Here is a 24,994-nt window from a genome sequence, read left to right as displayed (position 1 = left end):
TCGTTTCGTGAATACCATTCATCGCAGGTGGCCCAAACCATGCAAGCCTTGTATCGAGAGAGTTACAACGGGGCGCAGATGCGCTGACGCAACTAATGATCAGTACTTCGCTTAACAGATTGCACATCAACGGATCAGTGACGGACGAAACCGTTAAGTCAGCGATAACGGCCAAGGCAGGAATTTCTCTACCGTTGATCAGCGTCGAGAACTAAAGGGACTAACCCCCGGTCAATTTATGCAGAATCGATTATCAGGTATCAAGCCATGGACAATCCGTTTCAACAGATCACCGATGCATTCCACCCCGACTACCGGGTTAATTTAAGTATCCAAGGCTTGGACGGCACCATCATGCTGACACTCTCAAACGAGTCAGGGGTGGTTGCCAAACGTTTGATCAGTGCAGAACAACGCAACTCGCCCAAGCGGCTTCGGCGCCTGATCGAAAGCGTGCAATTTGGCATTGCGATCGAACAAGGCCACAGCGCCATAAAAATCCTCGCCGCCATGACCGATGGCGATCTCAGGCAACTGGCGCCTATCCCCGCTAAAACTGCCTTGTACAGCAGGCCCGCAGCGGCAGTGGGCATCTGAATGACTTCAATCGCCCGGAGGCGATAAATCTATCGCCTCCCCCTTCTTTTTTTCTATTTTCCGATCCCGGTACTGACTACGACGCCGCTTCTGCCGAAGGCGTGGACGCTTAACTTCTTCTGCCGAAGGCGTAGGGGTGTAAATTCTGCTTCTGCCGAAGGCGTAGGAACGTAGCTTGCTCGCGATCTGCCGGGCACCGGCAGCAAAACGTCCAGACTCCCCCAAACTTCCAGTCATCGCGCCAAAGTCCTGATCCCCCTCCAGTTCAGGCCTCATACAGAAACCACCTGTTACAACAAACCTACAAGAGAGACTTCGGTCGATCAATCGTGCGTGTTCACGCTGTGGATAAGTCTGAGGTGGCGCCATGTTTATACGTAATGCAGCAGTGATCGCAGCACTGGCCGTGGCCTCCGGCTGCGTGCAGGAGCGGGTTGTCCATGAGCGTCGGGTCGTCGACCGACCAGGGCCACGCACCGAATATGTCGAAGTCGTCGCCCCGCAAGCGCCACCGGAACGAATCATCGAAGAAGAACCCGCCCCTCGCCCCGGCTATGTCTGGGCCCGCGGCTACTGGCACTGGAATGGCAACCGCTACGTGCCGGTTCACGGACACTGGGAAGCCGTGCGTCCCGGTTATCGCTACCAGCATCCTTATTGGGAAAGCCGCGGTGACGGCTGGCATTATCATGTTGGCGTTTGGGTTAACTGAGCATCAGACACACGGCAAAATGCCCCGATCAACGGGGCATTTTTTATTCCGGAAATCACGGAATCAAATCTCCCCTTTCTCCTCCACCAGCGCACCTTTGGCCTTGCCATGGGGGTCTGGCACCTTCGCCGAAGGAAATTGCGAGGACGCGTAACGCACCACCAGAATCGCAAACGCCAGCAGCAGAATCGCGCCGGACAAGTACACCACGCCCAAGTCCGGCGGCGCGTGATGAGACACATCAGAAATCAACAAGCGGGTCAGCGCAGTGATAGCCACGTAGATGAGAAAGCGCACGGGCATGTGGTTGGTCTTGAAATAAATCCCCACCATCGCACCCAGTTCCAGGTAGATGAACAGCAGCAGGATGTCATCGACGTTGATATGCCCCTTTTCAAGCATCCCGAGAAACGCTACGACGGCCGCCCACGCTGTGACGCCGCCAATGGCGAAGAGCGCCAGGTAGTGGAAACTTTCGACGAACAGGTTGCCGATCGACTCGGCACAGCTGTGCACCTGTTGACGCAGTGATTCGGCCCAGTTGATTTTCACGATGTACTTCCTTGAGTAATCCAGAACGGATGATGCCGCGCCAGCATGACGCTTTTGGTCGCGCCGATCGGCATATTCTCTAGCAGAAACGGGGCCATCGACTAGGGTTCAGGGCGTGACGGGTTGTCGCAAGGCACATCGATCACCAAAAATGTACTTGCAGCGCCACTATCCAAACCGAATCGATTCCCTTATGCTGCGCACTGTATAAATAAACAGTACTCATTACTGCACCCGATGACGAGGCCGAAAGATGGCTGTTGAGACCCTGTATCGCAGTACCCGCGACTTGGAGACTACATTCGTGGACCGCAAACTCGCCGATGCGCATGACCAAATGCTTGAGCTGGCTGAATCGCTCACGGAGGTTTTGCAAAAGAACGTGGCTGGCCTGACCGAGAAGCAGGCAGAAGACGCTGGCATTTTCATGGCCAAGAATCGCGCCGTGTTCGCCGCAGCGTTCAAGAGCAACGCCAGCGCGCTGGCTGAGTTAATAAGCCCGTCAGACGACTAGCCCCTGTAGGAGAGAACTTGTTCGCGAGGCGTGCTGAATGATTCAATCAAAGGGCCTGTCGCCAACAAGTTGGCTCCTACAGGTCCGCGCTCACTAGACCATTAACTGACTACTCAATATTCAACAACCGCTCGGCCAGTGCATCGGCCACTCTCGCGGGTGAACGCTTTTCTGCCTGTGCATGAGCGAACACTTCCGTCAGTCGCCTGCCAATCTGAGTCAGATGAGCGCTGATGGTATTGGGGGTTTCCCCCTGATGCTGAAGCGCGACGTAGATCAGGCCGCCAGCGTTGATGACGTAATCAGGGGCATACAAGATGCCCCTCGCTTCCAGTTGATCGGCAATCGCCGCACAGCTCAGCTGGTTATTGGCGCCGCCTGCCACCGCCGCGCAACGCAGTTTGGCGACGCTGTGACTATTGAGCACACCGCCCAACCCGCAGGGTGCGAGAATGTCGCACGGCGTACTGAGCAACGCTTCAGCGGCGATGGGTTTGGCGCCGAATTGCTCCATGGCCAATTGCACTTTTCCGCTGTCCAGATCGCTGACCAGCAACTCGGCGCCCGACGCATGTAACTGCTCGGCCAAGGCATAACCCACATGCCCCAGACCCTGGATCGCTACCCGCAACCCTTCCAGATTTTCGCTGCCCAACCGCGCCATGGCGGTAGTCCGGATGCCCGAATAAAGCCCCATCGCAGTATGGGGTGATGGATCGCCGACCTCTGTTGTGCTGGTGACGTGTTGGGTGTATTGAGCGATGCAGTCCATGTCTTCGCTGGAGGTGCCGCTGTCTATCGCGGTGATGTATCGCCCATCCAGGGTCTGAACGAATCGCCCGAAGGCCTCGAATAACGCCGACCTGTCGGGCACATGAGCGGGACGCAAGATCACCGCTGTACCGCCACCTAGCGACAAACCTGCCAGCACGGCTTTGTAGCTCATGATCCTTGCCAACTGAATAGCGTCTTCCATGGCGCTCTGTTCGTTGGGATAGGACAAATATCGGCAGCCGCCCAGTGCAGGGCCTCTATGGCTGCTGTGAATGGCGATCACAGCTTTAAGGCACGAGGCCGAATCAACGACCACATGCAACGACTCAACGCGTGAACTTTGCATGAGAGCAAACATCGGCGGGGCTCCCGATTTTTGTATTGCGAGTATAGGCGCTGCCGCAAAAAATGACGGACTGCTGCGGCATATGGCGACGAGACGGCCAAGCACTTGCGGCATAAGCTTCGCTGCCTTGATCGCCACTGGACGAACCGGTGGCAGAAGGGCTACAACGAGTGATGTGAAGACCCAAGTCCAACCGCCTGATCCTGCCGGAGAAGTCGATGACCCCACTTAGCCAATGCCTTGCCTGCCTGCAACGTACGCCTCCTTCGGCGTTTGAAGCGGGGCTTTGGATTTCCGTTGAGCACGATGCGCAATGCAGCGTGAAAGATACGCTGAGCGAGATCGACGACCTCACCCGCAAGATCAGCTGCGCATTGCCGATGTTGCCCCCCGCTGAGCTGGCACAGCCACTGCTTCGCCAACTGGCGACACTGGGTTTTCAGCAGGATGATGTGGCGCATCCAAAGCCGCACTCGGCGCTGTTGCACAAAGTGATTCAGCGTCGTCGCGGTCAACCCTTGGGCTTGGCGATGATAAGTCTGGAAATTGCCCGGCGTTTGGAGATTCCGCTAGAGGGTGTCAACTTTCCGGGACATTTTTTACTACGAGTACCAGGCGCTGATCATCTGCTGGACTCTTGCGGGGGGCGCCGACTTTACCCCAAAGATTGCCGAGAACTGCTAATGCGTCAGTTTGGCCCGGACATGCCACTCACCGCCGAACATATGCGAACGGCCACGCCACAGGCGATGCTGCAACGACTGTCACGCAACCTGCGGCATCTGCATCAGATCAACGACGATTTGCTGGCATCGCTCAAGGATGCCACCCGCGTCCTGGAGTTAGGTGCTGCCACTACCAGCGACTACCTTGCGCGTGCCAGCTTGTATCAATCGCTGGAATGCCCGCAGGCCGAACGTTTCGACCTGGAGCATGCGTTGTTGCTCAGCGATGATCAGGTCCAGCGCTTGCGCCTTGCTCAACGGCTACAAGCGTTGCCCAGCGGACGAGCGATTCATTAAGAAAGCCGCGTCGCCAGTTTTCCTGCCGCCCACCAGCCGACTTGCTTGATTAGCGTTTCATTCTTCATCAGGATTGCCAAGGCACCGTCGGTGCCACTGGCCGCCCCATATAAAGCGCTCCCAAAAAACCATGACGCCGTGGCACGGTCTCCGTCTTGGTACGCAAGTAATCCTCGCTGCGCATCAACTGCCACATGAAGCGCTGTCCAGGCAAGCGATGCGCCAGGAAACGGAATAAGCAGTACAGACCCCAAAACTCTTACGACTGAGTAAGCCCTGCCGGCCCATCGCTCAGCGGTGCTTTCGGTCCGCTCGTCAACATCGTGAATGATGCGGCTTATCAAGGCATCGTACAGATCATGAACGTCCAGCACCCGGTCAGGATCGAGACTCTCATGGTTCTCGACGCTCACCCATTGCGGCGCGATATTGCGGTCCATGTCATCAAAAAGCGAACCCACACTTGGCTGCCCGTTGTAAGGAACCCGAAGATAATAATATTGGCGCATCTGCGGCGAACTCATTAGATCAACGTAATCGGTAATCTTTCTGAAGCTCACGCCATCCGGCGCGTTCGGCGTATAGAGCAGATTGAAGTCTCCATCCTCCGTGCTGAAGTCCCTGAGCATATAAACGCCCTGGACTATATAACCGGCAAACCGAAAGACCGATGCCGTACTGCGACTGATATCGCGCTGCAGCCCTTGGTCATTTGCAAGTACCTGCTTATCCAGCGAAACGATTAACTTGACCAGCCACTGATATTGTTCTGACGACAGATCGCCTTGCAAAAACTCCCGCATTGCCGCCGCGCGCATACCGAACTGCATGCGTCTGCCGAACAATGCTCTGCGGTAGGCATACCGATCATGACCCGTGGTAAGAAATTCGCCTTGAATCCACTTTATGTATCGCTCCCCCAAGGCCGCATCCCGTAATGCTTTATCCACGAACTGGACAAAGTACAGCGGCAATGCCCTGAGATCCTGACCGATTGAGGAGTACATGGGAGCCGTCGGTTTATAGTCGTACTTATCGGAAAATCCATCCATGAACAGCTGGGTGAGCGACGTCAATTGCGTGTATTCACTGAAGTCCGGATGCTCGACATGGAACGGGTTATCAAGATCGATGTAGACAGTGTCGGTATCAATTGTCTCGCTAAAACCCTCTTTGCGGAGGTAGTCATTAATGAGTTTGCTCCCTTCGCGTCGAGCGAAGGCCTGGAAGGAAACCATGTCCTGTGTGGTGCGCACGAAGGCGCTGTTCAACTCATCGATCCTGTGTTCGAGCAGTGCAAGAGTCCCGCGGTTTGCATAGCTTGTTTCAGTGTTAAGCCCCAAGGACGCAATGTCGTCCATTGTCAGCGCTCGCTCTAACTTTTGGAGCGTCGCATCCGACAACTGTTCTTCAAAGTTTTGCCCTTCCAACTCCTGGAAACTCACACTGTGCTCATTCCATAAAGTCCCTTTCTGGCGAACCCTCTCAAGGAAATCGGAATGGCCAGGCTCAATTGTCGTTGCCGTCTGATCGCTTACATAACGGCTGCCATTATCGGTTTTGAGCCAGCCACCCACTTCAAAAGACAACTGACGCCATGAAGTGAACTCGAACATGTCCCGCCCACCTGGGGCACCCGGTGCGTGGAGCACGTAATGATCGTCCCCTGCCCCAGCGCGGTTACGAAACACCAACAGATCCTTGAATCTTGTGTCGCTCGCTGCCAGCCGTAGCGCTCCCATACTCAGTTCAGCGCCGTTCTTGCCGCTGTCACCCCGCACCCGATGCACCAGTTCCTCACTTCGGTCATTGTTGAAGTGGCCTTGAAGCACTGCCGCCGAAGTGCTTACAGCTAGAGCACTATCGCGCATGTGAGTGAGTGCTCGTAAAGTCGCCTCGGCGGTGTAGCGCTGCCGTAGTTGCTGACGGTAGCGGCGTGGCAAGTCCAACTGATCGATCATGGCTTTTACAAAAGTGATCGTGAGAGCCGGATTCGCGTGCGCTTCCGGCACTGTCAGATGCGCGTTTCCCTGGGCCACGACAGGCAGACCTTCCATTGCGAACTCAAGCAACGACTTGTTGTAGTTCGCTGAGAACTTGCCATCCTGAATATCGAAATCGTCCGACACAGCGATCGTTACTTTCTGTGGGTCAATCCGGTATCCCAAGTGTTCCAGGACATAACGGTCAATTTCATGGCGGCCAAATACTTCCAGGGATTCAAACCCGGCAAGCAACGTATCGACAGCGCTTTTTCGCTCGCGATACATCTGAAGCAATCTGAGGTGGCCCTCTCGATGATCGTCCGCGGCATGCATTAGCCATTCAGGTCGCGCGTTTTCCTCAGCTTGCACGGCAAGACTGTTGAAGCGATATCCCATCGCCTGGTCGACATGAGCGCATATCTGGACTTTGCCAAGCTTGGCGCAAAAGGTTTGAACATCGTCAATGCCTGCTCTTGCCTGCGCAACCAGATAATCGAAGTCTTCCAGTTGCTTGCTACGAAGTGTTTGCACGTGGCAGTGCAACATTGGCTCGGAGCAGACTTCATAAATAAAATCATCGTCACCGATCTGAAGGCCTTCCGGTACGGCATTGATGTCAGACAAATACATACCGTTGAGCAGCGACTCCCTGCTCGCTGGCATCGAGAACTGCTGGACCAGTTTGCTGTTTAGCACCGCAAAGGACTCACACAGCTCAATGCCACCTGTCGGCATCACCAAATGAAAGACTCCCGCAGTACTTCGCGCCTCAGTAGCCTGCTGATCATGAGCGACCGCAAAAACTGAAAATAAGGGAGCCGCTCTCCCGTCAGGCATTCGGAGAAAGATTTTAAACAGTCCCTTGGGCGGCCGTTGACTTAAAACGTCCAGCAGCACTTGCTGCTCTTTAGCGCCAATTCGTTGTTGAGCGACTTCGATCTTGACTTCATGCTCAAGTGCCGAATGATGAAGACTGCTGACGATTTGATGGCGAGGGGCGCTTTGCCCGGGATTTCCTGGGCTGTTCTCAACGCTGCTCCATGCTTGCGCAAGCACACCCTGATAGGTCTGTTGAAGAAGCTGCAAGGCTTGGGCAAAGATGCTTTTAATCGTCGCAAATTCAGCGTCGGCGACCCGATGTTGCGCATCCAGGCTGTCATGACGGTAATAGAGCGCCTGTGCATCGTGATCGAAAGGATTCTTGCCCTGCGCCATCGCCTGCATCAATGCGTCCGTAAGAGACTGAAAACATCCCGAGGCGGGGGAAGCGCAGGCCATGTTCAAGAACAGCACATCCGGATTCCAGACCTTGGTGTTTCCACGCAGAAAGCTGGAGAGACGATCAAAGGCGACCTCTCGAAGCGAAGGGGTATTTTCCAGCACTGCGGAACACTGAGAACAGGCAGCCGTGAATGCAATCAGGTGATCGGCAACTTTGCGTTGGCGGAGCACTGCACTTTGTTCTTTGATGGCATTTAAAACGGTTAGATCGGTCATGCTGACGCTCCAAAATTGAACGCTCACGCTCAAGGGCATCCAGCCAATGAGTACAACCTGAGCCGTTCGAAAGAGCGCCTATCTAAAACCGCCTCAGCCCTCGGTCGGCGGTACATATTGCTGGGCGATGACCAGCGGACCGACGCAGTTTGAAGGAAATGGAAACCACAGCCGCCTAATGAGGAATTCTTCTTACTGTTGCGATGGCGGTAAGGGTGCATCTCGTAAATCAGGCTTTTTCTGGCGCAGGTTAAAACCTAACATTTAGCCATTCGATGCGAAGTCATCAATCATGTTTCAAAGGTCAGCGAGCAATTTCGATGACTGTCCGATATTCCCTCGACGTTGTTTTTTGAAGCTCCTGAATTCAACGTTTTGTTTTAGCCGTTGCGATTGCAACGGCTTTTTTTTGCCTGTGAAACAGCTGATTCAATCTGCATATTTTTGCAGATTAGCCATCATTTCTCGAAGGGCCTCTGCGGTGTCCTGCGGATGTACCGCACCTTCGAAATCAGCAATGACGCCCCACTGTGCCGCCACATCTTCAGGAGTAAAACCAGCACGTGGATCGAAGCCTTTGCCCAGGCTACGCTCCCAACGGACTTTTCCGATCCAGCCGCCGCCGACTTCATACAGGCCGGCGCTGTCCTGGCATTGCTCGCTGCCCAGAAAAACCACCAGCGGGCTGATCAGTTCTGGCTTGAGCAATTCAAAAACGTTGGCTGGAATCAGGCCTTCGGTCATGCGCGTGCCGCCCGTGGGGGCGATAGCGTTGACCAAAATATTGTTTTTACGCCCTTCGATGGCCAGGGTTCTGGTCAGTCCATACAGCCCCAGTTTTGCCATCCCGTAATTGGACTGCCCGAAGTTGCCGTAGATGCCGGAAGTTGAGGAAGTGAAGATCACTCGCCCGTAATTTTGCTCGCGCAGATGAGGCCAGGCCGCGCGGGTGACTTTGTAGGCGCCCTCGACATGCACGCGGTAGACAAGATCCCAGTCGGCGTCGTCCATTTTCGCGAAGGTCTTGTCGCGAAGAATGCCCGCGTTGTTGACCACTACGTCGATACGCCCAAACGCATCGAGTGCGTTCTGCACAATTTTGTCGCCATCGGTGACCGAGTCATGATTGGCCACCGCTTGCCCGCCTGCTTCGTGAATCTCTGTTACCACTCGGTCAGCGGCCGAGGCATTGGCGCCCTCGCCGTGAGCGGACCCGCCCAGATCATTGACCACCACCTTCGCGCCATGCCGCGCAAACAGCAGCGCGTGGGCACGCCCTAGCCCGCCGCCAGCCCCCGTGACAATCACGACCTTGTCTTCCAGACGTACGGATTCACTCATGTTCATCTCCCGAATATGGCCAGCGCACGCACGTGCGAATCGGTCGAGTGTCGATCAGAGCGCTGATGGTCACAATCAAAACAGGGAGCGCTGAATAGTGCTCGATAACGCAGCGCGATGAACTGGCTTACAAAGCAGACTTCTCCCACCGGTCTGCCTTGACCCAAGACTTCAGTCGCGCCGCAGCTCCAACTTGGGACCGGACCTGTCCGCGAAGAGGCCGGGCCAGGCAATACAAACCATTCGTCAAAACAAATGCCGTCGCGGACAGTCCGTTCCCACGGGTTTTGTGTCGGTGCGGGCTGATGTGAAGCGCTGGGAATCAGTGTATGCAGAACGATCAATGCTCAGGACACGGCAAGCCGTTTGCGGCAGGTGACGAGTGACGCGCGCAAAGCCAGGTAATGCTTCAACAGCAGCATCGGCGCTTCGGTGTGGGGGTAACGGCCGATGCCGTGCAACAGAACAGTGTCCGGGTTGGGCACCAGTTCGCGGTAGCGTTGGACCATGTGTGTACCTGCGACCGGATCGGCGGAACCGCTGATGAACTTCATCGGCACATGGGTCTGCTGCATCGCCGACACCCAGCGTTCGCGGTACTGAATGCGTTCGGGAATGTAGTTGATCAAACGATGGAGTACGCGAGTGCCGTGGTTGGCCGCAATCAGGCTCCAGAAGTCATCCAGCTCGCTCTCGCTGGGCCGGGTATCAACCCCAAAAATGCGGCTGAAATCCTTGTCCAGACGGGCGCGATCAAACACCCGGCCTATCATCCAGCCCACCGGGCTTAGCAACAGTTTCTGGATAAACAACGGGCGATGGGTTTCTGGAAAAAGTCCGCCGTTAAGGAACACGCAACTGGCCAGCTCAGCCCTGCACGCGCTTTGGCGTGCCAACAACTCTTGGGCAACGCTGTTACCGTAGTCATGGGCCAGAATGTGGAGCGGCTGATCGATCTGCAAATGGGCCAGTAGCGCCAATTGCAGGTCGGCCTGTTCGACGAGACTGTATTTATGCTTGCGCGGCTTGGCCGAATCGCCGAAACCAAGCATGTCGCAGGCGATCACCTGATAGCGCTGTGCCAAAGGTTGCCATAGGTAATTCCAGTCCCAGCTGGCCGTAGGAAACCCATGCAATAACAGCAGCGGTTCGCCCTGCCCGGCCACCCAGTAGCGAATGACATGGCCGCGAAACACAAAGTCGTGCCCACGGGTACGCCATACCGAGAGAGGGATTTCGGCGATTCTCATTATGCTGCGTAGCCCGGAGAGAATTGGTCGAGCTTGCGCAGCAGTGCCGGCCAGGCAAGCAAACCGCCCATGCCTTCCGCGCTTCGAGTGACACCGGCAATCATTGCCTTGGCGCCGGCCAGAATCTGCCCGTCGATGGGGATCAGTTGCGCTCCACCACCTTGTGCCAGCACCTGAATCTCGCAGGCGCGCTGGAAAGTGAACATCATCAGAAAGGTATCGGCGATGGTGCCACCGCAGGTCAGCAAACCGTGGTTATTGAGCATCAAAAAACTGTTGGGTCCCAGGTCTGCTTGCAGCCGAGCCTTTTCCTCATGATTGAGCGCTACGCCTTCATACGGGTGATACGCCAGGCTTGAAAGAACAAACAACGACTGCTGACTGATCGGCAATACGCCCTGCTTCTGCGCCGAAACCGCAACTCCGGCGGCGGTGTGCGTATGCAGAACACAGTTCACGTCGTGACGCACTTCGTGCACGGCACTGTGAATGGTGTAGCCCGCGGGGTTGATCTCGTAGGGACTGTCCATCAATTTGCGGCCGGACTGATCGACCTTGACCAGACTGGACGCTGTGATCTCGTGGAACATCAACCCAAATGGATTGATCAGGAAGTCATCCGTCCCCGGAACCTTGGCCGAAATGTGGGTGAAGATCAGGTCGTCCCAACCGTGCATGGCTACCAGGCGATAGCAGGCAGCCAGATCCACGCGCGCCTTCCACTCGGCGGCACTGACCTGATCTTTCACGGCCTCTATCCGGGTGACGGGATTGGGTGTAACGGACTGTTGACTCATGGGCGCGTCAGCGCCTGGTACAACCTGGGCGACATTCACAGTGGCAGGTCCTCGGCGTTTTTCTTGCTCTTGGGAGTGAGCAGTCTAGCCAGCCGCCGAACCTGCGATAGTCGCCTTGGCAGCCACGTTAATGGCTTGGCGAGTCAGTGTGGCAGCGACGGCTCTGGAGCAGCGTTAATGCACAGTTAGCCGAGGCGATACAGTAGATTATTCTTTGGGGATTCCAACAACGGTGCATTTTTTTTCAGGCGCTTTGTTAGCGTATTCACCTGCAACTCATGACCGCTCCAGGAGCCCGCCGGATGACCATTCACGCGTCGAACAGCTATCGTGCCGATCCAGAAACTTCCCACAGCTTTTATATCAATGGCCGCTGGTGCGCGCCGATCACACCGGACAGCGTGCCCGTGATCAATCCGGCCACCGAGGAAGTCGTTGCGCATGTGGCAAGCGGGCGCGCCGAGGACGTCGACGCTGCCGTGGCGGCGGCACGCGCTGCATTAGCGGACTGGTCGGCCACCCCGGTCGAATCCCGGGCGCAGATCCTGGGAAGAATCTACGACCTGATTATCGAGCGCAAAGAAGAGTTGGCCCAGGCGATATCGCTGGAAATGGGCGCTTCGATCACGTCAGCACGGGCGGCGCAGGTGCCATTCGCAGCCGAACATGTGCGGGTCGCCCGGGACCTGCTGTCCACCTATCGCTTTCAGACCGTCGAAGGCAGCACCGCCATTGCCCGCGAACCTATCGGTGTGTGTGCGCTCATCACACCGTGGAACTGGCCGCTGTATCAAATCACGGCGAAAGTCGCGCCCGCCATCGCCGCCGGTTGCACCGTGGTGCTCAAACCCAGCGAACTGTCCCCCCTGAGCGCTCTGTTGTTTGCCCAATTGGTGCATGACGCCGGGCTGCCTGCGGGAGTATTCAATCTGGTGAACGGCAGTGGCCCGGAAGTGGGCGGTGCGTTGGCGGCTCATCCCGATGTCGACATGATTTCCATCACCGGCTCCAACCGCGCTGGTGCGCTGGTCGCTCAGGCGGCAGCCGTCACAGTCAAACGCGTTACTCAAGAGCTGGGCGGCAAGTCGCCGAACATCCTGCTGGCCGACGCGGATTTCCCCAAGGCTGTCGCCCAAGGCGTGATGGCAGCCTTTCGCAATGTCGGTCAATCGTGCAGCGCACCGACCCGCATGATTGTGCCGAAAAGCCGCCTGGCCGAAGTCGAAGCGCTGGCGGTCGAGACTGCCAATGCAATTGTTGTGGGTGATCCCCGATTGGAAGAGACGGTCCTGGGCCCTATTGCTAACGAGGCCCAGTTCACTCGGGTGCAAGCCATGATCGACGCAGGCCTGAGCGAAGGCGCGAAACTGATCTGCGGCGGTCCGGGCCGCATGGAAGGTTTCGAAAAGGGCTTTTATGCCAGGCCTACCGTGTTCTCCAACGTCAGCACCGGTATGCGGATTGCCCAGGAAGAAATCTTCGGCCCGGTGCTGTGCCTCATCGCCTACGAGACAGTGGATGAAGCAGTCGCTATCGCCAATGACACGGTTTACGGCCTTGGCGCCCATGTTCAGGGTCAGGACCTTGATCTTGCACGGGCAGTCGCTGCTCGCATCCGTGCCGGGCAAGTGCATCTGAATTACCCGGCTTGGAACCCGATGGCGCCTTTTGGCGGCTACAAGCGCTCGGGCAATGGCCGCGAATACGGTGTCCACGGTTTTGAGGAGTATCTGGAAACCAAAGCGATTGTCGGTTTCTGCTAATCCCGATTGCGGCGCGACTTAACGTTTGATTCAGGCCTGAAGTCGTTCGAGAAAATCAGCCAGCCACGGTTCCGCATCTGTTTCCGGCGTGACCGTTTCGCTGGCGTCCAGTCGCAGCATCTCAAGCACTTCCTGCACGCCCAGCTCTGCGAACAACTCACGCATCTGCTCGCCGCCGCCGCAGAAAGTGTCGCCGTAGCTGGCGTCGCCCAGGCCGATGACCCCGCCCGGTAGCCCCCGCCACGTTGCTGGCAAGAAATCACGAATTTGCGAATAGATGGGCTGAATATTGTCTGGCAGCTCCCCCATCCCCGTAGTCGAGGTCACGGCCAGAAAAGCCTGAGGCTCGAACGCCTGCAGCGCAGCTAACGTGATGCGCGGGTTGTGCAGCACTTCATGACCAGCAGCTTTGATGAGGGTCTCGGCGTGTCGGGCGACCTCTTCGGCCGAGCCATAGACTGATCCTGAAAGGATGGCGACTTTCATTGCGTAATCCTGTGGCAGAGTAAAAACGTCCGGCATTATGCCCCAGGAAGGCGCAATGTCTTAGAATGCAACCTCACGACCTGCCTCGGAATGCCTTTCATGATCAGTGCAAAATTACTGCAGTTGGTGGTCGATTCGTCCAACGATGGGATCGTCGTCGCCGAACAGGAAGGTGACGACAACATCCTGATCTATGCCAACAAGGCATTTGAGGTAATGACCGGGTACGCAAGCGACGACATCCTTTATCAGGACTGCCGTTTCCTGCAGGGCGACGACCGTCAGCAGGAGGGTCTGGCGCTGATTCGCGAGGCCATCATCAATAATCAGCCCTGTCGTCAGGTACTGCGCAACTATCGCAAGGACGGCACGTCTTTCTGGAATGAGCTATCGATTACCCCGGTATTCAACGACGCTGAAAAATTGATGTATTTCATTGGCATCCAGAAGGACGTCACTGAGCAGGTTCTGGCGCAACAGAAAGTTGTCGAACTGCAGGCTGAACTGGCGCAAGCTCGGCTTGAAATCATCGATTTGAAGCACAAGAGCGTCTAGACTGATGAGCGGCAGCAACCTGTTACGGAATTTACTGTCTGCTTTGACAATAACCGGTTAATCGAGCTCGATCATGCAGCGCGACACGATCCTCACGCAGGATGAACTGGATTTCATCCAGAATATGCAGCACAACCCGAACCTCAATCTGCGCGACAAATCCCGCAGCCTGGTGGTAAACGGTGGCGTGCAGATTCAGGACCTGCTGACCCGACTCGCGGCCCATGAACAAGTCACTATCCAGGCACAGTTCGATAACCAGCAGATGACCTTCCCGCTGCATCTGGTCGAAGACGAGTTCCACGCCTTGCATCTGGAACTGGGCGCACCCAGCATTTTTGAAGAAGGCCCTCGAATACGTCCGTGGCGCCTTATATTGACTGAGCCCGTTGCGCTGGAAACCGAAAAAGGTTCACTGACCGCTTTATGGGTTCATGAGATTTCGTTCAAAGGCATCCTGCTGGAAATCCGCAAACAGACCAAACCCCCCAAGTATTTTTCGGCCTGGTTCACACCCATCGGTCTGGCGCCCATCGCCCTTCGCGGGACCTTCGAGCGTTTGACCGAGCAGGGGCTTGCGGCATACCGCCTGAGCCAGAACAAAAAAGAAGACACAGAACGGCTGCGCCAGTACATCCTTCAGGAACACCGCAAGATACATCCTTCGATGCACCTCTGACCCTTTGTATTAGCGAAATTCATTCGCGAAGTTCGGCAGCCGCTGATGTATCTGTGTTGGCTGCCAGATCGTCTCGCGAATGAATTCGTTCCTACATATCACACGCCCTTAGCTATCCAACCTGTCCGCCAAAAACTGCTGCAAGCGTCGCCGCATAACGAGCGCGTCGCTGCCCAGGCACGCAACCGGGGTGCCCTCGAAGTTTTCCTGCCCCATATCCGCGGCCTCGCCGGCCAGCAACAGCGGGCAATACAGACCCAGTCCCAACCTGACCAGCCGCTTGGCCAAATCGGTGGTCGGCGGGTGATTGGAAAACATGATCAGCGCATCCGGTTTCATCTTGCCGCACACCAGGCTCAGTTCTTCCAGCGGCTGGCCGGGCGCGAGCGCGATGATCGCCGTATCGGCAGTGCCCATCATCAATCCCGCCACCCACAACTCAAGCTCGCGACATTGGCCGGGAATGGCAGCCAGCACCACGCGTTTCTCGGCATTTGCACTGGATAATTGCAGCCGTTGCAGCGTCCGGGCACGCAGAAAGCTGTCGAGAAACAGCCATTCGCTGGCCTGGCCGAACTGATCGTGATGGGTGGTAAATTCTCGCCATACCGGCATCAGAATATCCTGAAACACCTGAACGATCGGATAGCTGGAAAAGATCTGGCCGTACACCTGCTCAAGGCGTCGCTCATCGAACTCATTGACGGCTCGCCGGATTTGCGTCTGCCACTCGCTCCATTCGCCTGCGCCGACGTCGCTGTCAACCGTCTGGATTTCAGCACGCGCTGTGTGGGCTTTGGCGAGAATCTTGCCGACTTTGCTCACGGCTACGCCGCGCTCGATCCAGCCGAGAATGCTGCGAACGTCCTCGATGTCGGACTGGGAATAAAGACGATGGCCGCTCTCGGTGCGTGTCGGCTGAATCAAACCATATCGACGCTCCCAGGCCCGGAGCGTCACGGGATTGATACCGGTCAGGCGCGACACTTCACGGATCGGGAAAAGTTCTTCCTGCTGCAGCGCTTCGGCAACCGCGTGGTGGGTCAGGAGCTCGGTCATTGATCAGGTGTCGGTCATGGGCAGTGCGCGCATTGTACCTTCGCCGTCCGGCATATAAGCGTGAAGTCCGACAAAGTCTTCTGGCTTTTCAGATGGTTTCAGGAATAATCCTTGCTTGCTTTTTCCAGCGAAGCTGACGCAGCGCCACCACCTAGGCGTTTCGCCATGTGATTTCCCTACCCGGGAACCTCACTCGTTTATCGGAGATACACAATGTCTACCTCACCCGTCACGCTGATGGTTGCCCGTCGCGTCGCCCATGGCCGCTATCAGGAACTGATTGCCTGGCTGCATGAAGGCGAACAACTCGCTACAGACTTCCCCGGTTATCTCGGTTCAGGTGTGCTTGCTCCGCCGCCCGACGATGACGAGTTCCAGATTATTTTCCGCTTTGCCGATGAGGCCACCCTGCACGCCTGGGAGCATTCGGCGTCGCGCCGCTCCTGGTTGGTGCGCGGCAGCGGGCTGTTTGCTGCGCCGTCTGAACATCGGGTCAAAGGCATCGACGGCTGGTTTGGCGCCGCGGGTCAGCGCCCGCCTCGCTGGAAACAGGCCGTGGCCATCTGGCTGGCGTTCTTTCCGGTGTCGCTTATTTTCAATTTCGCGCTAGGACCTTTGCTGGGTCAGCTTGAGTTGATGCCACGGATTATGGTCAGCACGCTGATCCTGACGCCGCTGATGGTGTTCTGGTTTATTCCGCTGTCGACGCACCTGCTGGCGTCCTGGCTGCACCCTGCCCCTCCGGTGCCTGCCGTTATCGCCGATCCTGCTTCCACTCGGTAATTGGCATCACGCACTGACGTGGGAGGGAGCTTGCTCGCGAGAGATTATTGCAATCGACACTTCAGCAATGTCTGCCGTAGAGCATCGCGAGCAAGCTCTGTCCCACCAATCTATTGCCGCACGCCTGACTGGACTCCCCTTCAGTTGTACAGCCGCTCCCACTTGGTATAACTTCCCTGCAGGTTTTCTGCCGCGCGAATGGGTTGATGGAGTGCAGCCGCTTCTTCCTTCAGCGCCAAAAATCCCACGACGTCCAATTCCCTACCTGATACGCGAGCGGCTCATGGCTTCTTCCTCTGCCCCTGTCTTGATCACCGGTGCCAGTCAGCGTGTCGGCCTGTATTGCGCCGAGCGTCTGCTGGCGGAGGGGCAAGCCGTGATCGTCAGCTATCGAAACGATCGCCCCGGCATCCAGCATCTGCGGGACTTGGGGGCCATTGCGATTCATGGAGATTTTTCGTCGCAGGACACGATTCTCGCGTTCATTGCCGAACTGAAAACCCACACCGATTGCCTGCGCGCCATTGTCCACAATGCATCCGAATGGCTTGCCGAGACACAGGGGGACGAAGGTGACGTATTCATGCGCATGTTCAACGTTCACATGCTGGCGCCCTACCTGATCAACCTGCATTGCGCGCAGTTGTTGCACCGTTCGGAAACGGCCGACATTATCCATATCGGTGACGACGTCACCCGCAAGGGCAGCAGCAAGCACATTGCCTACTGCGCCAGCAAAGCGGGGCTGGACAACCTGACGCTGTCGTTCGCTGCCCGGTTTGCCCCTGAGATCAAAGTTAATGGCATCGCTCCAGCGATGGTCATGTTTCAACCCGACGACGACGCGGCGTACCGCGCCCGCACGCTGGCCAAATCCGCGCTGGGCATTGAACCCGGCGCCGAGGTCATTTACCAAAGCGTGCGCTATTTGCTGGACAACCCCTACGTTACCGGCACCACCCTGACCGTAAACGGTGGACGGCACGTCAAGTAAGCCGCCCCGAGGATCCTTTTGATGACTTTGTCACTGCCGCAGCACTACCGTGAAATTCTTGTCGGCCTGGGCGAAGACCCTGACCGCGAAGGCTTGTTGGACACGCCTAAACGCGCGGCCAAGGCCATGCAATACCTGTGTCATGGTTACGATCAAACCATCGAAGAAATCGTCAACGGCGCGCTATTTGCCTCCGATAACGATGAGATGGTGATCGTCAAAAATATCGAGTTGTATTCACTGTGCGAGCATCACCTGCTGCCCTTTATCGGCAAGGCCCACGTGGCCTATATCCCGACTGGCAAGGTGCTGGGGCTGTCGAAGATCGCGAGGATCGTCGACATGTTCGCTCGCCGCCTGCAAATCCAGGAAAACCTGACCCGGCAAATCGCCGACGCCATCCAGGAAGTGACCAACGCTGCTGGCGTGGCTGTGGTGATCGAAGCGCAGCACATGTGCATGATGATGCGCGGCGTCGAGAAGCAGAATTCGACGATGAACACGTCAGTGATGCTGGGCGCGTTTCGGGAACAGACCAATACCCGGATGGAATTTTTGCAACTGATCGGACGGAGTAATTAGTCCATGGCAAGACTTGAACCAGGCACCGCGCGTATACGGGTCAAGGACCTGTGTCTGCGCACCTTCATCGGGATCAACGAAGACGAGATTCTTAACAAGCAGGATGTGCTGATCAATCTGACGATCGAGTACGCCGCGCAGGAGGCAGTGCGCGACAACGACATCGACCACGCGCTGAATTACCGGACCATCACCAAGGCCATCATTCAGCACGTCGAAAGCAACCGTTTTGCTTTGCTGGAGCGCCTGACCCAGGAAGTGCTGGACCTGGTGATGAGCCATGAGGCCGTTCAGTACGCCGAAGTGGAAGTCGACAAGCCCCACGCGCTGCGGTTTGCAGAATCGGTGTCGATTACCCTCGCCGCAGAACGCTAGTTGATGCTGATGCAGGAGCGCGCTTGCCCGCGATAGCCGTTTGTCTGTGACCTCATTGTCGATTGATTCACCCCTATATCGCGGGCAAGCGCGCTCCTACACTTGATTAGCGTTAAGCCTGCAACCATTGCCCGCCTCGCCCATCACTCTTATCATCCGCCCCATCATTTCCCCACAGAGCCTTCCCATGACCGAGCAAGAACGCCTCGAACTCGAAGCCGCTTCCTTTCGCCGTCTGGTCGCACATCTGGACAGCCGCAAAGACGTTCAAAACATCGACTTGATGAACCTGTCCGGCTTCTGCCGTAACTGCTTGTCCAAGTGGTACAAAGCCGCCGCCGACGAGAAGCAGATCGACATCAGCCTCGATGACGCCCGCGAAGTGGTTTACGGCATGCCGTACAACGAGTGGAAAGCCACCTACCAGAAAGAAGCCAGCACCGAGCAGCAAGCGGCGTTCGCCAAGGAAAAGAAGCATGACTGATCTGAACACCCTGCGAGACAGCCTGCGCAGCGGCGAACACGCGTTCGCCGACACCCTGGCGTTCGTAACCGAGCATTATGTCTACCAGCCACAGGCGTTCGTTAACGGCAATGTGGAAAACGCTGCCGGTCAGAACGAAGGCTCGTGCAAGACGTTGGGCCTGGCGCTGCTGGAAGGATTGAGCGACGAAGAGGCGCTGCTGGCGTTCGGCGAGCATTACCGCTCTGTGCAGGCAACGCCAGAAGGCAGCGACCACGGCAATATCCGTGCGTTGATTGCCAACGGTTTGGCGGGCGTAACGTTCAGCGCCCCGCCGCTGACCCGCAAGGCCTAAGAGTTTCTGTAGGAGCGAATTTGTTCGCGAGGCGATTTGACTGACACACCGAGTGTCCGGGCTCGCCAACAAGTTGGCTCCTACAGTGACCAAGTTTATGGCGAATACAAAAAACCGGCCGAAGCCGGTTTTTTTACGTCCGTACGCTGATCAGAACGAAACGTTCGCCAGTCCGTCCAGATAACGCTCTACGTCCAGTGCCGCCATGCAACCGGCGCCTGCCGAGGTGATCGCCTGACGATAAACGTGGTCAGCCACGTCGCCCGCCGCAAATACACCCTCAACACTGGTGGCCGTCGCATTACCTTCACGTCCGCCCTGAACGACCATGTAGCCGTCTTTCAACGCCAACTGGCCATCGAACAACGAAGTGTTTGGCGTATGGCCGATGGCGATGAACACCCCATCAACCTTGAGCTCGTCAAAGCTGCCGTCGTTGTTCTTCAATCGCGCACCGGTGACGCCCATGTTGTCGCCCAGCACTTCGTCCAGCGTGGCGTTGAGCTTCAACTCGATCTTGCCTTCGGCAATCCGCGCATGCAGCTTGTCGATCAGGATCTTCTCGGCACGGAAAGTCTCGCGACGATGAACCAGGGTTACCTTGCTAGCGATGTTGGCAAGATACAGTGCCTCTTCCACGGCCGTGTTGCCGCCACCGACCACAGCCACTGGCTTGTTGCGATAGAAGAAACCGTCGCAGGTTGCGCAGGCCGATACGCCTTTGCCCATGAACGCTTCTTCGGACGGCAGCCCCAGATAACGAGCGCTGGCGCCGGTCGCGATGATCAGCGCATCGCAGGTGTAGGTGCCGTTGTCGCCTTTGAGGCTGAACGGTTTGCCGGCCAGGTCCACTGCGTTGATGTGATCGAACACGATCTCGGTTTCAAAACGCTCTGCGTGTTCACGCATGCGTTCCATCAGAACCGGGCCAGTCAGGCCGTGCGGATCGCCGGGCCAGTTGTCGACTTCGGTGGTGGTGGTCAATTGACCGCCAGCCTGCATGCCCGTAATCAACAATGGCTTGAGGTTGGCGCGGGCGGCGTAGACCGCTGCGCTATAACCGGCAGGGCCGGAGCCAAGAATAATCACTCGGGAATGACGTGAATCGGACATGACACACTCCTATCAACCGGCCTTCGTGACGCGAGGTCGGGAAACCGGCGCACCGGCGGGATAAAAAGGATCGGCGACCGCACTTGGGGAAGGCTAGTAACTCGCTGATCCTGAAAATATGAAACTGCGGCCAAAACTGCAGCAACGGTATAAATTGGCCGCAAGCTTATCGGGCCGAGGTGATTTAAGGAAATTTCGTTTTGCAATCCAGCTCATAGCCGGGGCCTATCCCGACGAGCTGTTGCTACGATCGAGTGAATAGACGTTCGCGACGCTGGATTGTTTCGGCGAATGTCAGCCACGGCGCCTTTTCACATGCCCGACATGGCCCTTGGCGACCCACGCCCTCACGCAGACCTCGCCCTGCCCCAACGCCGCTTTCAACCCATCGGCAAAGTCGGTAAGGTCGGCGCGTTCCCCTGTCTGGAGGCCACCATGCCTGCACCCGCTCTGTCTGGCCCGCAATACCTGCGCGAAGGCCTGAAACTGGTACTCAGTCCCAGCCTGCGACTGTTTGTGCTATTGCCGCTCACCATCAACCTGGTGCTGTTCGCCGGGCTGATTTACCTCGCAGGTCATCAGTTCGAAATGTGGGTCGACACCCTCATGCCCACGCTGCCGAGCTGGTTGAGTTTCCTCAACTACATTCTCTGGCCGTTGTTTGTGGTGCTGGTGATCCTGATGGTGTTCTTCACCTTCACCATGATCGCCAACGTCATTGCTGCCCCGTTCAACGGGTTTCTTGCGGAGAAGGTTGAGGTCGTGATCCGTGGCACGGACGATTTTCCAGCCTTCAGTTGGGGCGAACTGGCGGAAATGGTCCCCCGCACCCTCAGCCGGGAGATGCGCAAGCTGGGCTACTTCCTGCCCCGGGCCATCGGCTTGTTCATCCTGTCGTGGATACCTGCGGTCAACATCATCGCCGCGCCGCTCTGGCTGCTGTTCGGGGTGTGGATGATGGCGATTCAGTACATCGACTACCCCGCCGACAACCACAAAATGAGCTGGCAGGACATGCTCGCCTGGCTACGGGCCAAACGCTGGCAGAGCCTGAGCTTTGGCGGGATTGTGTATCTGGTGCTGCTGATCCCGGTGGTCAACATCCTGATGATGCCGGCGGCCGTGGCCGGGGCGACGTTATTTTGGGTCAGGGAGCGAGGGGCAGAGACGCAGCTGGCGAAGATCCAGCAGCCCAGATAAACGCTCCCCTATAGGAAACCGCCTGCCCGAAATGGAGGCAGGCCAGCCGCCCGCTGCGCAATTGATCGGCCGCGATCGCGAGCAAGCTCCCTCCTACATCACTTGGTACACACAGTAACCTGTAGGAGCTGCCGTGCTGCCGAACGCCGCGATTGCGGTGTGGCGGTTGAACTGGCTCATCAGCGCCGCTGCGAAAATCAGGACCCGTCCTACAACACTCTTCCATACGTCCCACAGCCCACCTGAACAACCATCAACAAGCCTCATCCGAGAGAGCAAATGCCTGTGAACATTGTTCGCAGGCCAGCGTTATCCTCAGGAGCCTTGATCGCCATGGAAGTGAAAAACAATACTCAATCGGTCCAAAATCCACCGGCCTATCTGCAGCGCAAAGTGGAGCCCCGCTCGACAAAATTCATGCAGGCGCTGGCCGAAACGTTGGACACGGCAAAGCAAGTCGATAAAAAGACGGTCGCCCCCCAATCCGCCGCCCTCACCCGCCTCGTCAGCCCGCGCTCATCCATGGAGCTGAGAAGTCTGAATCCGGTGGAAACGATCTACTCACCAAAGGCTGCCGCGCTTGAGAAGATCGGCACGTCACGGCTTGTACCATTTGCGGTGGGCAGCTCCCCTTGACGTTCACAAATCCATCACCCAATCGCCACACAAGCGCAACGGCCGCCCTCGAAACTGGCAGTCATGAGCAAACCCCTGCATATCACGCTAGTGACCGAAACCTTCGCCCCTGAGATTAACGGCGTCGCCAACACCCTGAGTCGGTTGTGCGACGGATTACGCGCGCGCGGGCATCAGGTTGAAGTGGTGCGCCCGAGGCAGAGCGGCGATAAACCGGGCCATGCCGGGGACGATGTGATGCTGTGCCGGGGGTGGCCGATTCCGGGGTATCCAGGATTGCAGTGGGGGCAATCGTCGATGCACAAGTTGCTGCGGCGCTGGAAGCGCAGCCGACCGGACGTTTTATATATCGCCACAGAAGGGCCACTAGGGTTTTCTGCGCTGCGTGCGGCGCGGCGTCTGGGGATTGCGACCATCAGCGGCTTCAGCACCAACTTCCAGCAATACGCATCGCAGTACGGATTAGGATTTCTCACACGGGCGCTAACCCATTATCTGCGCTGGTTCCACAACCGTTCTAACGCCACGCTGGTGCCGAGCCTGAGTCAAAAAGCGGAACTGGAGCGACGGGGCTTCGAACGTCTGGAACTGCTGTCACGCGGCGTCGATAGCCAGCTGTTTCACCCCGCCAAACGCTCAAACACGCTGCGGGAAAGCTGGGGCCTGGCGCCAGATGACATCGCCCTGTTGCACGTCGGTCGCCTGGCTCCGGAGAAAAACCTGCGGCTGCTCAGGCCCACGTTAGAGGCGCTGACAAACACCCATCCGAACAAAAGAATCAAGCTGATCGTCGTTGGCGACGGTCCGGAACGCGCATCCCTTGAGCAGCAGTTGCCCGATGCTGTGTTCTGCGGCACCCAGTGTGGCGAGACACTGGCGGCGCACTATGCCTGCGGCGATATTTTTTTATTCCCGAGCCTGACTGATACCTTCGGCAATGTGGTCATGGAAGCCTTGGCTTCAGGGCTTGGCGTGGTCGCCTACGACGAAGCCGCTGCCGCGCAGCACATCCGCCATGGCCACAATGGTGCTGTGGCGATGCCGGGCGATGAGGAGGGATTTATCGATGCGGCGTGCTGGATGCTTGAGGATCGGGAAACGCTGCGGCGGGTGCGATTGAACGCGCGCCAGCATGCGAGCCATCAAGGTTGGTCAGCGATTGTGGAGCTGTTCGAAAAGCAGTTGAGCTCAGTGATCGAGACGCGGGACATGCCTGCAATGGGCCATCTCCCGCGTTCGGAATCACACTAGACCATCTCAATCTAGCCGCGTCAGGGCATCACGGCTGAACGGCAGGATGTCTTGCTCGCGGCCTTCGCGTACCTTGACCGCCCAATCAGGATCGACCAGCAGCGCCCGGCCCACCGCCACCAGATCGAACTCATCGTTCGCCAATCGGTGCAGCAGGTTTTCCAGGCTCGCAGGTTGGGCGACTTTGTCGGTGTTGACCATGAACTGCAAAAACTCGCCGTCCAGTCCCACGCTACCGACTGTAATGGTCGGCTTGCCGGTGAGCTTGCGCGTCCACCCGGCAAGATTCAGATCAGAACCGTCGAACTCAGGCTCCCAGAAGCGCCGTGTCGAGCAGTGAAAAATGTCCACGCCCGCCTCGGAGAGTGGCTTGAGAAACGCGTCCAGCTCTTCAGGCGTCTGCACTAGGCGGGCGCTGTAGTCCTGCTGTTTCCACTGAGAGAAACGGAAAATGATCGGATAGTCCGGCCCCACCGCCGCACGCACTGCCTGAATCAACTCGATGGCAAAACGCGAACGATTAGCCAGGCTGCCACCGTACTCATCGGTGCGCTGATTGGTGCCTTCCCAGAAAAACTGATCGACGATGTAGCCGTGTGCGCCGTGGATCTCAACGCCATCCATGCCAATGGATTTGGCATCACTGGCGGCCTGGGCAAAGGCTGCGATGACCTCGTCGATGTCCGCTTTGGTCATGCCGTGAATCACAACATTGCCGTCTTTTAGCTTTTCAGTCGGGCCGTAAGCAGGCACTGCACCATCCGGTTCGGTGCCCAGGCGGCGAACGGCGCCGACATGCCAAAGCTGCGGGACGATCTTGCCGCCCTCTGCATGCACCGCATCCACCACTTTCTTCCAACCCGCCAGCGGTGCTTCGCCGAAAAACTGCGGCACGTTCGGGTAGCCATTGGAGGCCTTGTGATCGACCGTGGTGCCCTCGGTGATGATCAGGCCAACGCCCGCCGCCGCACGACGGCGGTAGTATTCGATAACCTTGGAGTTCGGCACGCCACCGGGAGAAAACGAGCGAGTCATGGGCGCCATCACCACACGCGACGGCAGTTGCAGGCTGCCCAGGTGGAAGGGTTTGAACAAAGCTTTTACCGGCATTAGTGGCGTCCTCGGGAATCAGGTCGAAATTCAGACCACGGAGGATAGAGCCGGAGATTGGGCGGGTGACAGCACTATTGATTGGAGTGATTAAGGCCAAGAAGCGGGTAAAAACAACACCCGACGGTAGGAGCGAACTTGTTCGCGAGGCAGTACGACAGACACACCGCATCGGCCGCCTCGCCAACAAGTTGGCTCCTACA

The 24,994-nt window shown here is 57.2% G+C and carries 26 protein-coding genes; 16 read left to right on the top strand and 10 right to left on the bottom strand.

Annotated features, from left to right (window positions below):
* Positions 1–267: 267 nt before the first annotated feature.
* On the top strand, positions 268–597 hold the full coding sequence (locus ACWKV9_RS18980) for a DUF3509 domain-containing protein (protein WP_483837670.1): 330 nt from the start codon (positions 268–270) through the stop codon (positions 595–597).
* A gap of 367 nt (positions 598–964) precedes the next feature.
* Positions 965–1,309, top strand: a complete 345-nt coding sequence (locus tag ACWKV9_RS18975) for a YXWGXW repeat-containing protein (protein ID WP_483837669.1) — start codon at positions 965–967, stop codon at positions 1,307–1,309.
* Between the two features lie 63 nt (positions 1,310–1,372).
* Here the strand turns inward: ACWKV9_RS18975 and ACWKV9_RS18970 are convergent, their stop codons facing one another.
* Positions 1,373–1,861, bottom strand: a complete 489-nt coding sequence (locus ACWKV9_RS18970; protein ID WP_483837668.1) for a phosphate-starvation-inducible protein PsiE — start codon at positions 1,859–1,861, stop codon at positions 1,373–1,375.
* A gap of 253 nt (positions 1,862–2,114) precedes the next feature.
* On the opposite strand from ACWKV9_RS18970, the gene ACWKV9_RS18965 reads away from it, so the two are divergent.
* Entirely contained in the window at positions 2,115–2,375 is a 261-nt protein-coding gene (locus ACWKV9_RS18965) for a YebG family protein (RefSeq protein ID WP_483837667.1), read from the top strand.
* Between the two features lie 109 nt (positions 2,376–2,484).
* Here ACWKV9_RS18965 and ACWKV9_RS18960 read toward each other — a convergent pair whose 3' ends face one another.
* Complete coding sequence (locus ACWKV9_RS18960) at positions 2,485–3,507, bottom strand: Leu/Phe/Val dehydrogenase (RefSeq protein WP_483837666.1); 1,023 nt, start codon at positions 3,505–3,507, stop codon at positions 2,485–2,487.
* Positions 3,508–3,713: 206 nt separating this feature from the next.
* Here ACWKV9_RS18960 and ACWKV9_RS18955 point away from each other — a divergent pair, with 206 nt between their 5' ends.
* Positions 3,714–4,517 (top strand): SirB1 family protein, encoded by an 804-nt coding sequence (locus tag ACWKV9_RS18955; RefSeq protein ID WP_483837665.1) that lies wholly within the window; start codon positions 3,714–3,716, stop codon positions 4,515–4,517.
* Here ACWKV9_RS18955 and ACWKV9_RS18950 read toward each other — a convergent pair.
* The 4 genes from ACWKV9_RS18950 to ACWKV9_RS18935 all read right to left on the bottom strand — a co-directional run bounded on the left by ACWKV9_RS18950 (position 4,514) and on the right by ACWKV9_RS18935 (position 11,387).
* Positions 4,514–7,999, bottom strand: a complete 3,486-nt coding sequence (locus tag ACWKV9_RS18950) for a dermonecrotic toxin domain-containing protein (RefSeq protein ID WP_483837664.1) — start codon at positions 7,997–7,999, stop codon at positions 4,514–4,516. The genes ACWKV9_RS18955 and ACWKV9_RS18950 overlap by 4 nt on opposite strands.
* 429 nt (positions 8,000–8,428) lie before the next feature.
* The gene (locus ACWKV9_RS18945) at positions 8,429–9,340 is read right to left on the bottom strand and encodes an SDR family oxidoreductase (RefSeq protein WP_483837663.1); all 912 of its coding nucleotides are present in this window, start codon (positions 9,338–9,340) and stop codon (positions 8,429–8,431) included.
* Positions 9,341–9,687: 347 nt separating this feature from the next.
* Positions 9,688–10,590, bottom strand: coding sequence for an alpha/beta fold hydrolase (locus ACWKV9_RS18940; protein WP_483837662.1), 903 nt, complete (start codon positions 10,588–10,590; stop codon positions 9,688–9,690).
* Positions 10,590–11,387: a class II aldolase/adducin family protein gene (locus ACWKV9_RS18935; RefSeq protein ID WP_483837661.1), complete on the bottom strand. Its 798-nt coding sequence runs from the start codon at positions 11,385–11,387 to the stop codon at positions 10,590–10,592. The genes ACWKV9_RS18940 and ACWKV9_RS18935 overlap by 1 nt, the downstream gene beginning before the upstream one ends.
* Positions 11,388–11,689: 302 nt before the next feature.
* Here ACWKV9_RS18935 and ACWKV9_RS18930 point away from each other — a divergent pair, with 302 nt between their 5' ends.
* Positions 11,690–13,150: an aldehyde dehydrogenase family protein gene (locus ACWKV9_RS18930; protein ID WP_483837660.1), complete on the top strand. Its 1,461-nt coding sequence runs from the start codon at positions 11,690–11,692 to the stop codon at positions 13,148–13,150.
* Positions 13,151–13,180: 30 nt separating this feature from the next.
* Here ACWKV9_RS18930 and ACWKV9_RS18925 read toward each other — a convergent pair whose 3' ends face one another.
* Positions 13,181–13,636 (bottom strand): flavodoxin, encoded by a 456-nt coding sequence (locus ACWKV9_RS18925; RefSeq protein WP_483837659.1) that lies wholly within the window; start codon positions 13,634–13,636, stop codon positions 13,181–13,183.
* Positions 13,637–13,735: 99 nt separating this feature from the next.
* On the opposite strand from ACWKV9_RS18925, the gene ACWKV9_RS18920 reads away from it, so the two are divergent.
* Positions 13,736–14,191 (top strand): PAS domain-containing protein, encoded by a 456-nt coding sequence (locus tag ACWKV9_RS18920; protein WP_483837658.1) that lies wholly within the window; start codon positions 13,736–13,738, stop codon positions 14,189–14,191.
* A gap of 73 nt (positions 14,192–14,264) precedes the next feature.
* Positions 14,265–14,870 carry a hypothetical protein gene (locus ACWKV9_RS18915; protein WP_483837657.1) on the top strand — a complete coding sequence of 202 codons (606 nt, stop codon included), beginning with the start codon at positions 14,265–14,267 and terminating at the stop codon, positions 14,868–14,870.
* 108 nt (positions 14,871–14,978) lie between these two features.
* Here the strand turns inward: ACWKV9_RS18915 and ACWKV9_RS18910 are convergent, their stop codons facing one another.
* On the bottom strand, positions 14,979–15,929 hold the full coding sequence (locus ACWKV9_RS18910) for a MerR family transcriptional regulator (RefSeq protein WP_483837656.1): 951 nt from the start codon (positions 15,927–15,929) through the stop codon (positions 14,979–14,981).
* A gap of 213 nt (positions 15,930–16,142) precedes the next feature.
* Here ACWKV9_RS18910 and ACWKV9_RS18905 point away from each other — a divergent pair, with 213 nt between their 5' ends.
* From ACWKV9_RS18905 to ACWKV9_RS18880, 6 genes are all read left to right on the top strand, one after another.
* Complete coding sequence (locus ACWKV9_RS18905; protein ID WP_483837655.1) at positions 16,143–16,712, top strand: antibiotic biosynthesis monooxygenase; 570 nt, start codon at positions 16,143–16,145, stop codon at positions 16,710–16,712.
* Between the two features lie 283 nt (positions 16,713–16,995).
* Entirely contained in the window at positions 16,996–17,706 is a 711-nt protein-coding gene (folM, locus tag ACWKV9_RS18900) for a dihydromonapterin reductase (protein ID WP_483837654.1), read from the top strand.
* A gap of 21 nt (positions 17,707–17,727) precedes the next feature.
* Positions 17,728–18,288, top strand: coding sequence for a GTP cyclohydrolase I FolE (folE, locus tag ACWKV9_RS18895; RefSeq protein ID WP_483837653.1), 561 nt, complete (start codon positions 17,728–17,730; stop codon positions 18,286–18,288).
* Positions 18,289–18,291: 3 nt separating this feature from the next.
* Positions 18,292–18,663 carry a dihydroneopterin triphosphate 2'-epimerase gene (gene folX / locus ACWKV9_RS18890; RefSeq protein WP_483837652.1) on the top strand — a complete coding sequence of 124 codons (372 nt, stop codon included), beginning with the start codon at positions 18,292–18,294 and terminating at the stop codon, positions 18,661–18,663.
* A gap of 187 nt (positions 18,664–18,850) precedes the next feature.
* A complete protein-coding gene (locus ACWKV9_RS18885; RefSeq protein ID WP_483837651.1) occupies positions 18,851–19,147 on the top strand; it encodes a DUF1244 domain-containing protein in 297 nt (98 codons plus the stop codon).
* Complete coding sequence (locus ACWKV9_RS18880; protein ID WP_483837650.1) at positions 19,140–19,481, top strand: HopJ type III effector protein; 342 nt, start codon at positions 19,140–19,142, stop codon at positions 19,479–19,481. The genes ACWKV9_RS18885 and ACWKV9_RS18880 overlap by 8 nt, the downstream gene beginning before the upstream one ends.
* A 150-nt stretch (positions 19,482–19,631) precedes the next feature.
* Here ACWKV9_RS18880 and trxB read toward each other — a convergent pair whose 3' ends face one another.
* On the bottom strand, positions 19,632–20,594 hold the full coding sequence (trxB, locus tag ACWKV9_RS18875; RefSeq protein WP_483837649.1) for a thioredoxin-disulfide reductase: 963 nt from the start codon (positions 20,592–20,594) through the stop codon (positions 19,632–19,634).
* Positions 20,595–21,029: 435 nt separating this feature from the next.
* Between trxB and cysZ the strand changes: the two genes are divergently transcribed.
* The 3 genes from cysZ to ACWKV9_RS18860 all read left to right on the top strand — a co-directional run bounded on the left by cysZ (position 21,030) and on the right by ACWKV9_RS18860 (position 23,681).
* On the top strand, positions 21,030–21,794 hold the full coding sequence (cysZ, locus tag ACWKV9_RS18870) for a sulfate transporter CysZ (RefSeq protein WP_483837734.1): 765 nt from the start codon (positions 21,030–21,032) through the stop codon (positions 21,792–21,794).
* A gap of 333 nt (positions 21,795–22,127) precedes the next feature.
* On the top strand, positions 22,128–22,430 hold the full coding sequence (locus tag ACWKV9_RS18865) for a hypothetical protein (RefSeq protein ID WP_483837648.1): 303 nt from the start codon (positions 22,128–22,130) through the stop codon (positions 22,428–22,430).
* Positions 22,431–22,493: 63 nt separating this feature from the next.
* Complete coding sequence (locus ACWKV9_RS18860) at positions 22,494–23,681, top strand: glycosyltransferase family 4 protein (protein WP_483837647.1); 1,188 nt, start codon at positions 22,494–22,496, stop codon at positions 23,679–23,681.
* 6 nt (positions 23,682–23,687) lie between these two features.
* Here the strand turns inward: ACWKV9_RS18860 and ACWKV9_RS18855 are convergent, their stop codons facing one another.
* Positions 23,688–24,791: an NADH:flavin oxidoreductase gene (locus ACWKV9_RS18855; RefSeq protein ID WP_483837646.1), complete on the bottom strand. Its 1,104-nt coding sequence runs from the start codon at positions 24,789–24,791 to the stop codon at positions 23,688–23,690.
* Between the last annotated feature and the right edge of the window lie 203 nt (positions 24,792–24,994).

The organism is Pseudomonas corni, from assembly GCF_057128765.1.
The sequence above is the reverse complement of the archived record's forward strand: the minus strand, read 5'-3'. Positions and strand labels throughout refer to the sequence as shown.

What these genes read in the sequence shown, in the direction of transcription:
- folX (WP_483837652.1), top strand. Translation starts at nt 18,292, where the DNA reads ATGGCAAGACTTGAACCAGGCACCGCGCGTATACGGGTCAAGGACCTG.
- ACWKV9_RS18975 (WP_483837669.1), top strand. Translation starts at nt 965, where the DNA reads ATGTTTATACGTAATGCAGCAGTGATCGCAGCACTGGCCGTGGCCTCC.
- ACWKV9_RS18925 (WP_483837659.1), bottom strand. Translation starts at nt 13,636, where the DNA reads ATGAAAGTCGCCATCCTTTCAGGATCAGTCTATGGCTCGGCCGAAGAG.
- ACWKV9_RS18860 (WP_483837647.1), top strand. Translation starts at nt 22,494, where the DNA reads ATGAGCAAACCCCTGCATATCACGCTAGTGACCGAAACCTTCGCCCCT.
- trxB (WP_483837649.1), bottom strand. Translation starts at nt 20,594, where the DNA reads ATGTCCGATTCACGTCATTCCCGAGTGATTATTCTTGGCTCCGGCCCT.
- ACWKV9_RS18965 (WP_483837667.1), top strand. Translation starts at nt 2,115, where the DNA reads ATGGCTGTTGAGACCCTGTATCGCAGTACCCGCGACTTGGAGACTACA.
- ACWKV9_RS18930 (WP_483837660.1), top strand. Translation starts at nt 11,690, where the DNA reads ATGACCATTCACGCGTCGAACAGCTATCGTGCCGATCCAGAAACTTCC.
- ACWKV9_RS18880 (WP_483837650.1), top strand. Translation starts at nt 19,140, where the DNA reads ATGACTGATCTGAACACCCTGCGAGACAGCCTGCGCAGCGGCGAACAC.
- ACWKV9_RS18960 (WP_483837666.1), bottom strand. Translation starts at nt 3,507, where the DNA reads ATGTTTGCTCTCATGCAAAGTTCACGCGTTGAGTCGTTGCATGTGGTC.
- ACWKV9_RS18950 (WP_483837664.1), bottom strand. Translation starts at nt 7,999, where the DNA reads ATGACCGATCTAACCGTTTTAAATGCCATCAAAGAACAAAGTGCAGTG.
- ACWKV9_RS18920 (WP_483837658.1), top strand. Translation starts at nt 13,736, where the DNA reads ATGATCAGTGCAAAATTACTGCAGTTGGTGGTCGATTCGTCCAACGAT.
- cysZ (WP_483837734.1), top strand. Translation starts at nt 21,030, where the DNA reads ATGCCTGCACCCGCTCTGTCTGGCCCGCAATACCTGCGCGAAGGCCTG.
- ACWKV9_RS18955 (WP_483837665.1), top strand. Translation starts at nt 3,714, where the DNA reads ATGACCCCACTTAGCCAATGCCTTGCCTGCCTGCAACGTACGCCTCCT.
- ACWKV9_RS18940 (WP_483837662.1), bottom strand. Translation starts at nt 10,590, where the DNA reads ATGAGAATCGCCGAAATCCCTCTCTCGGTATGGCGTACCCGTGGGCAC.
- ACWKV9_RS18855 (WP_483837646.1), bottom strand. Translation starts at nt 24,791, where the DNA reads ATGCCGGTAAAAGCTTTGTTCAAACCCTTCCACCTGGGCAGCCTGCAA.
- ACWKV9_RS18885 (WP_483837651.1), top strand. Translation starts at nt 18,851, where the DNA reads ATGACCGAGCAAGAACGCCTCGAACTCGAAGCCGCTTCCTTTCGCCGT.
- folM (WP_483837654.1), top strand. Translation starts at nt 16,996, where the DNA reads ATGGCTTCTTCCTCTGCCCCTGTCTTGATCACCGGTGCCAGTCAGCGT.
- ACWKV9_RS18935 (WP_483837661.1), bottom strand. Translation starts at nt 11,387, where the DNA reads ATGAGTCAACAGTCCGTTACACCCAATCCCGTCACCCGGATAGAGGCC.
- ACWKV9_RS18905 (WP_483837655.1), top strand. Translation starts at nt 16,143, where the DNA reads ATGTCTACCTCACCCGTCACGCTGATGGTTGCCCGTCGCGTCGCCCAT.
- ACWKV9_RS18980 (WP_483837670.1), top strand. Translation starts at nt 268, where the DNA reads ATGGACAATCCGTTTCAACAGATCACCGATGCATTCCACCCCGACTAC.
- ACWKV9_RS18915 (WP_483837657.1), top strand. Translation starts at nt 14,265, where the DNA reads ATGCAGCGCGACACGATCCTCACGCAGGATGAACTGGATTTCATCCAG.
- folE (WP_483837653.1), top strand. Translation starts at nt 17,728, where the DNA reads ATGACTTTGTCACTGCCGCAGCACTACCGTGAAATTCTTGTCGGCCTG.
- ACWKV9_RS18945 (WP_483837663.1), bottom strand. Translation starts at nt 9,340, where the DNA reads ATGAGTGAATCCGTACGTCTGGAAGACAAGGTCGTGATTGTCACGGGG.
- ACWKV9_RS18865 (WP_483837648.1), top strand. Translation starts at nt 22,128, where the DNA reads ATGGAAGTGAAAAACAATACTCAATCGGTCCAAAATCCACCGGCCTAT.
- ACWKV9_RS18910 (WP_483837656.1), bottom strand. Translation starts at nt 15,929, where the DNA reads ATGACCGAGCTCCTGACCCACCACGCGGTTGCCGAAGCGCTGCAGCAG.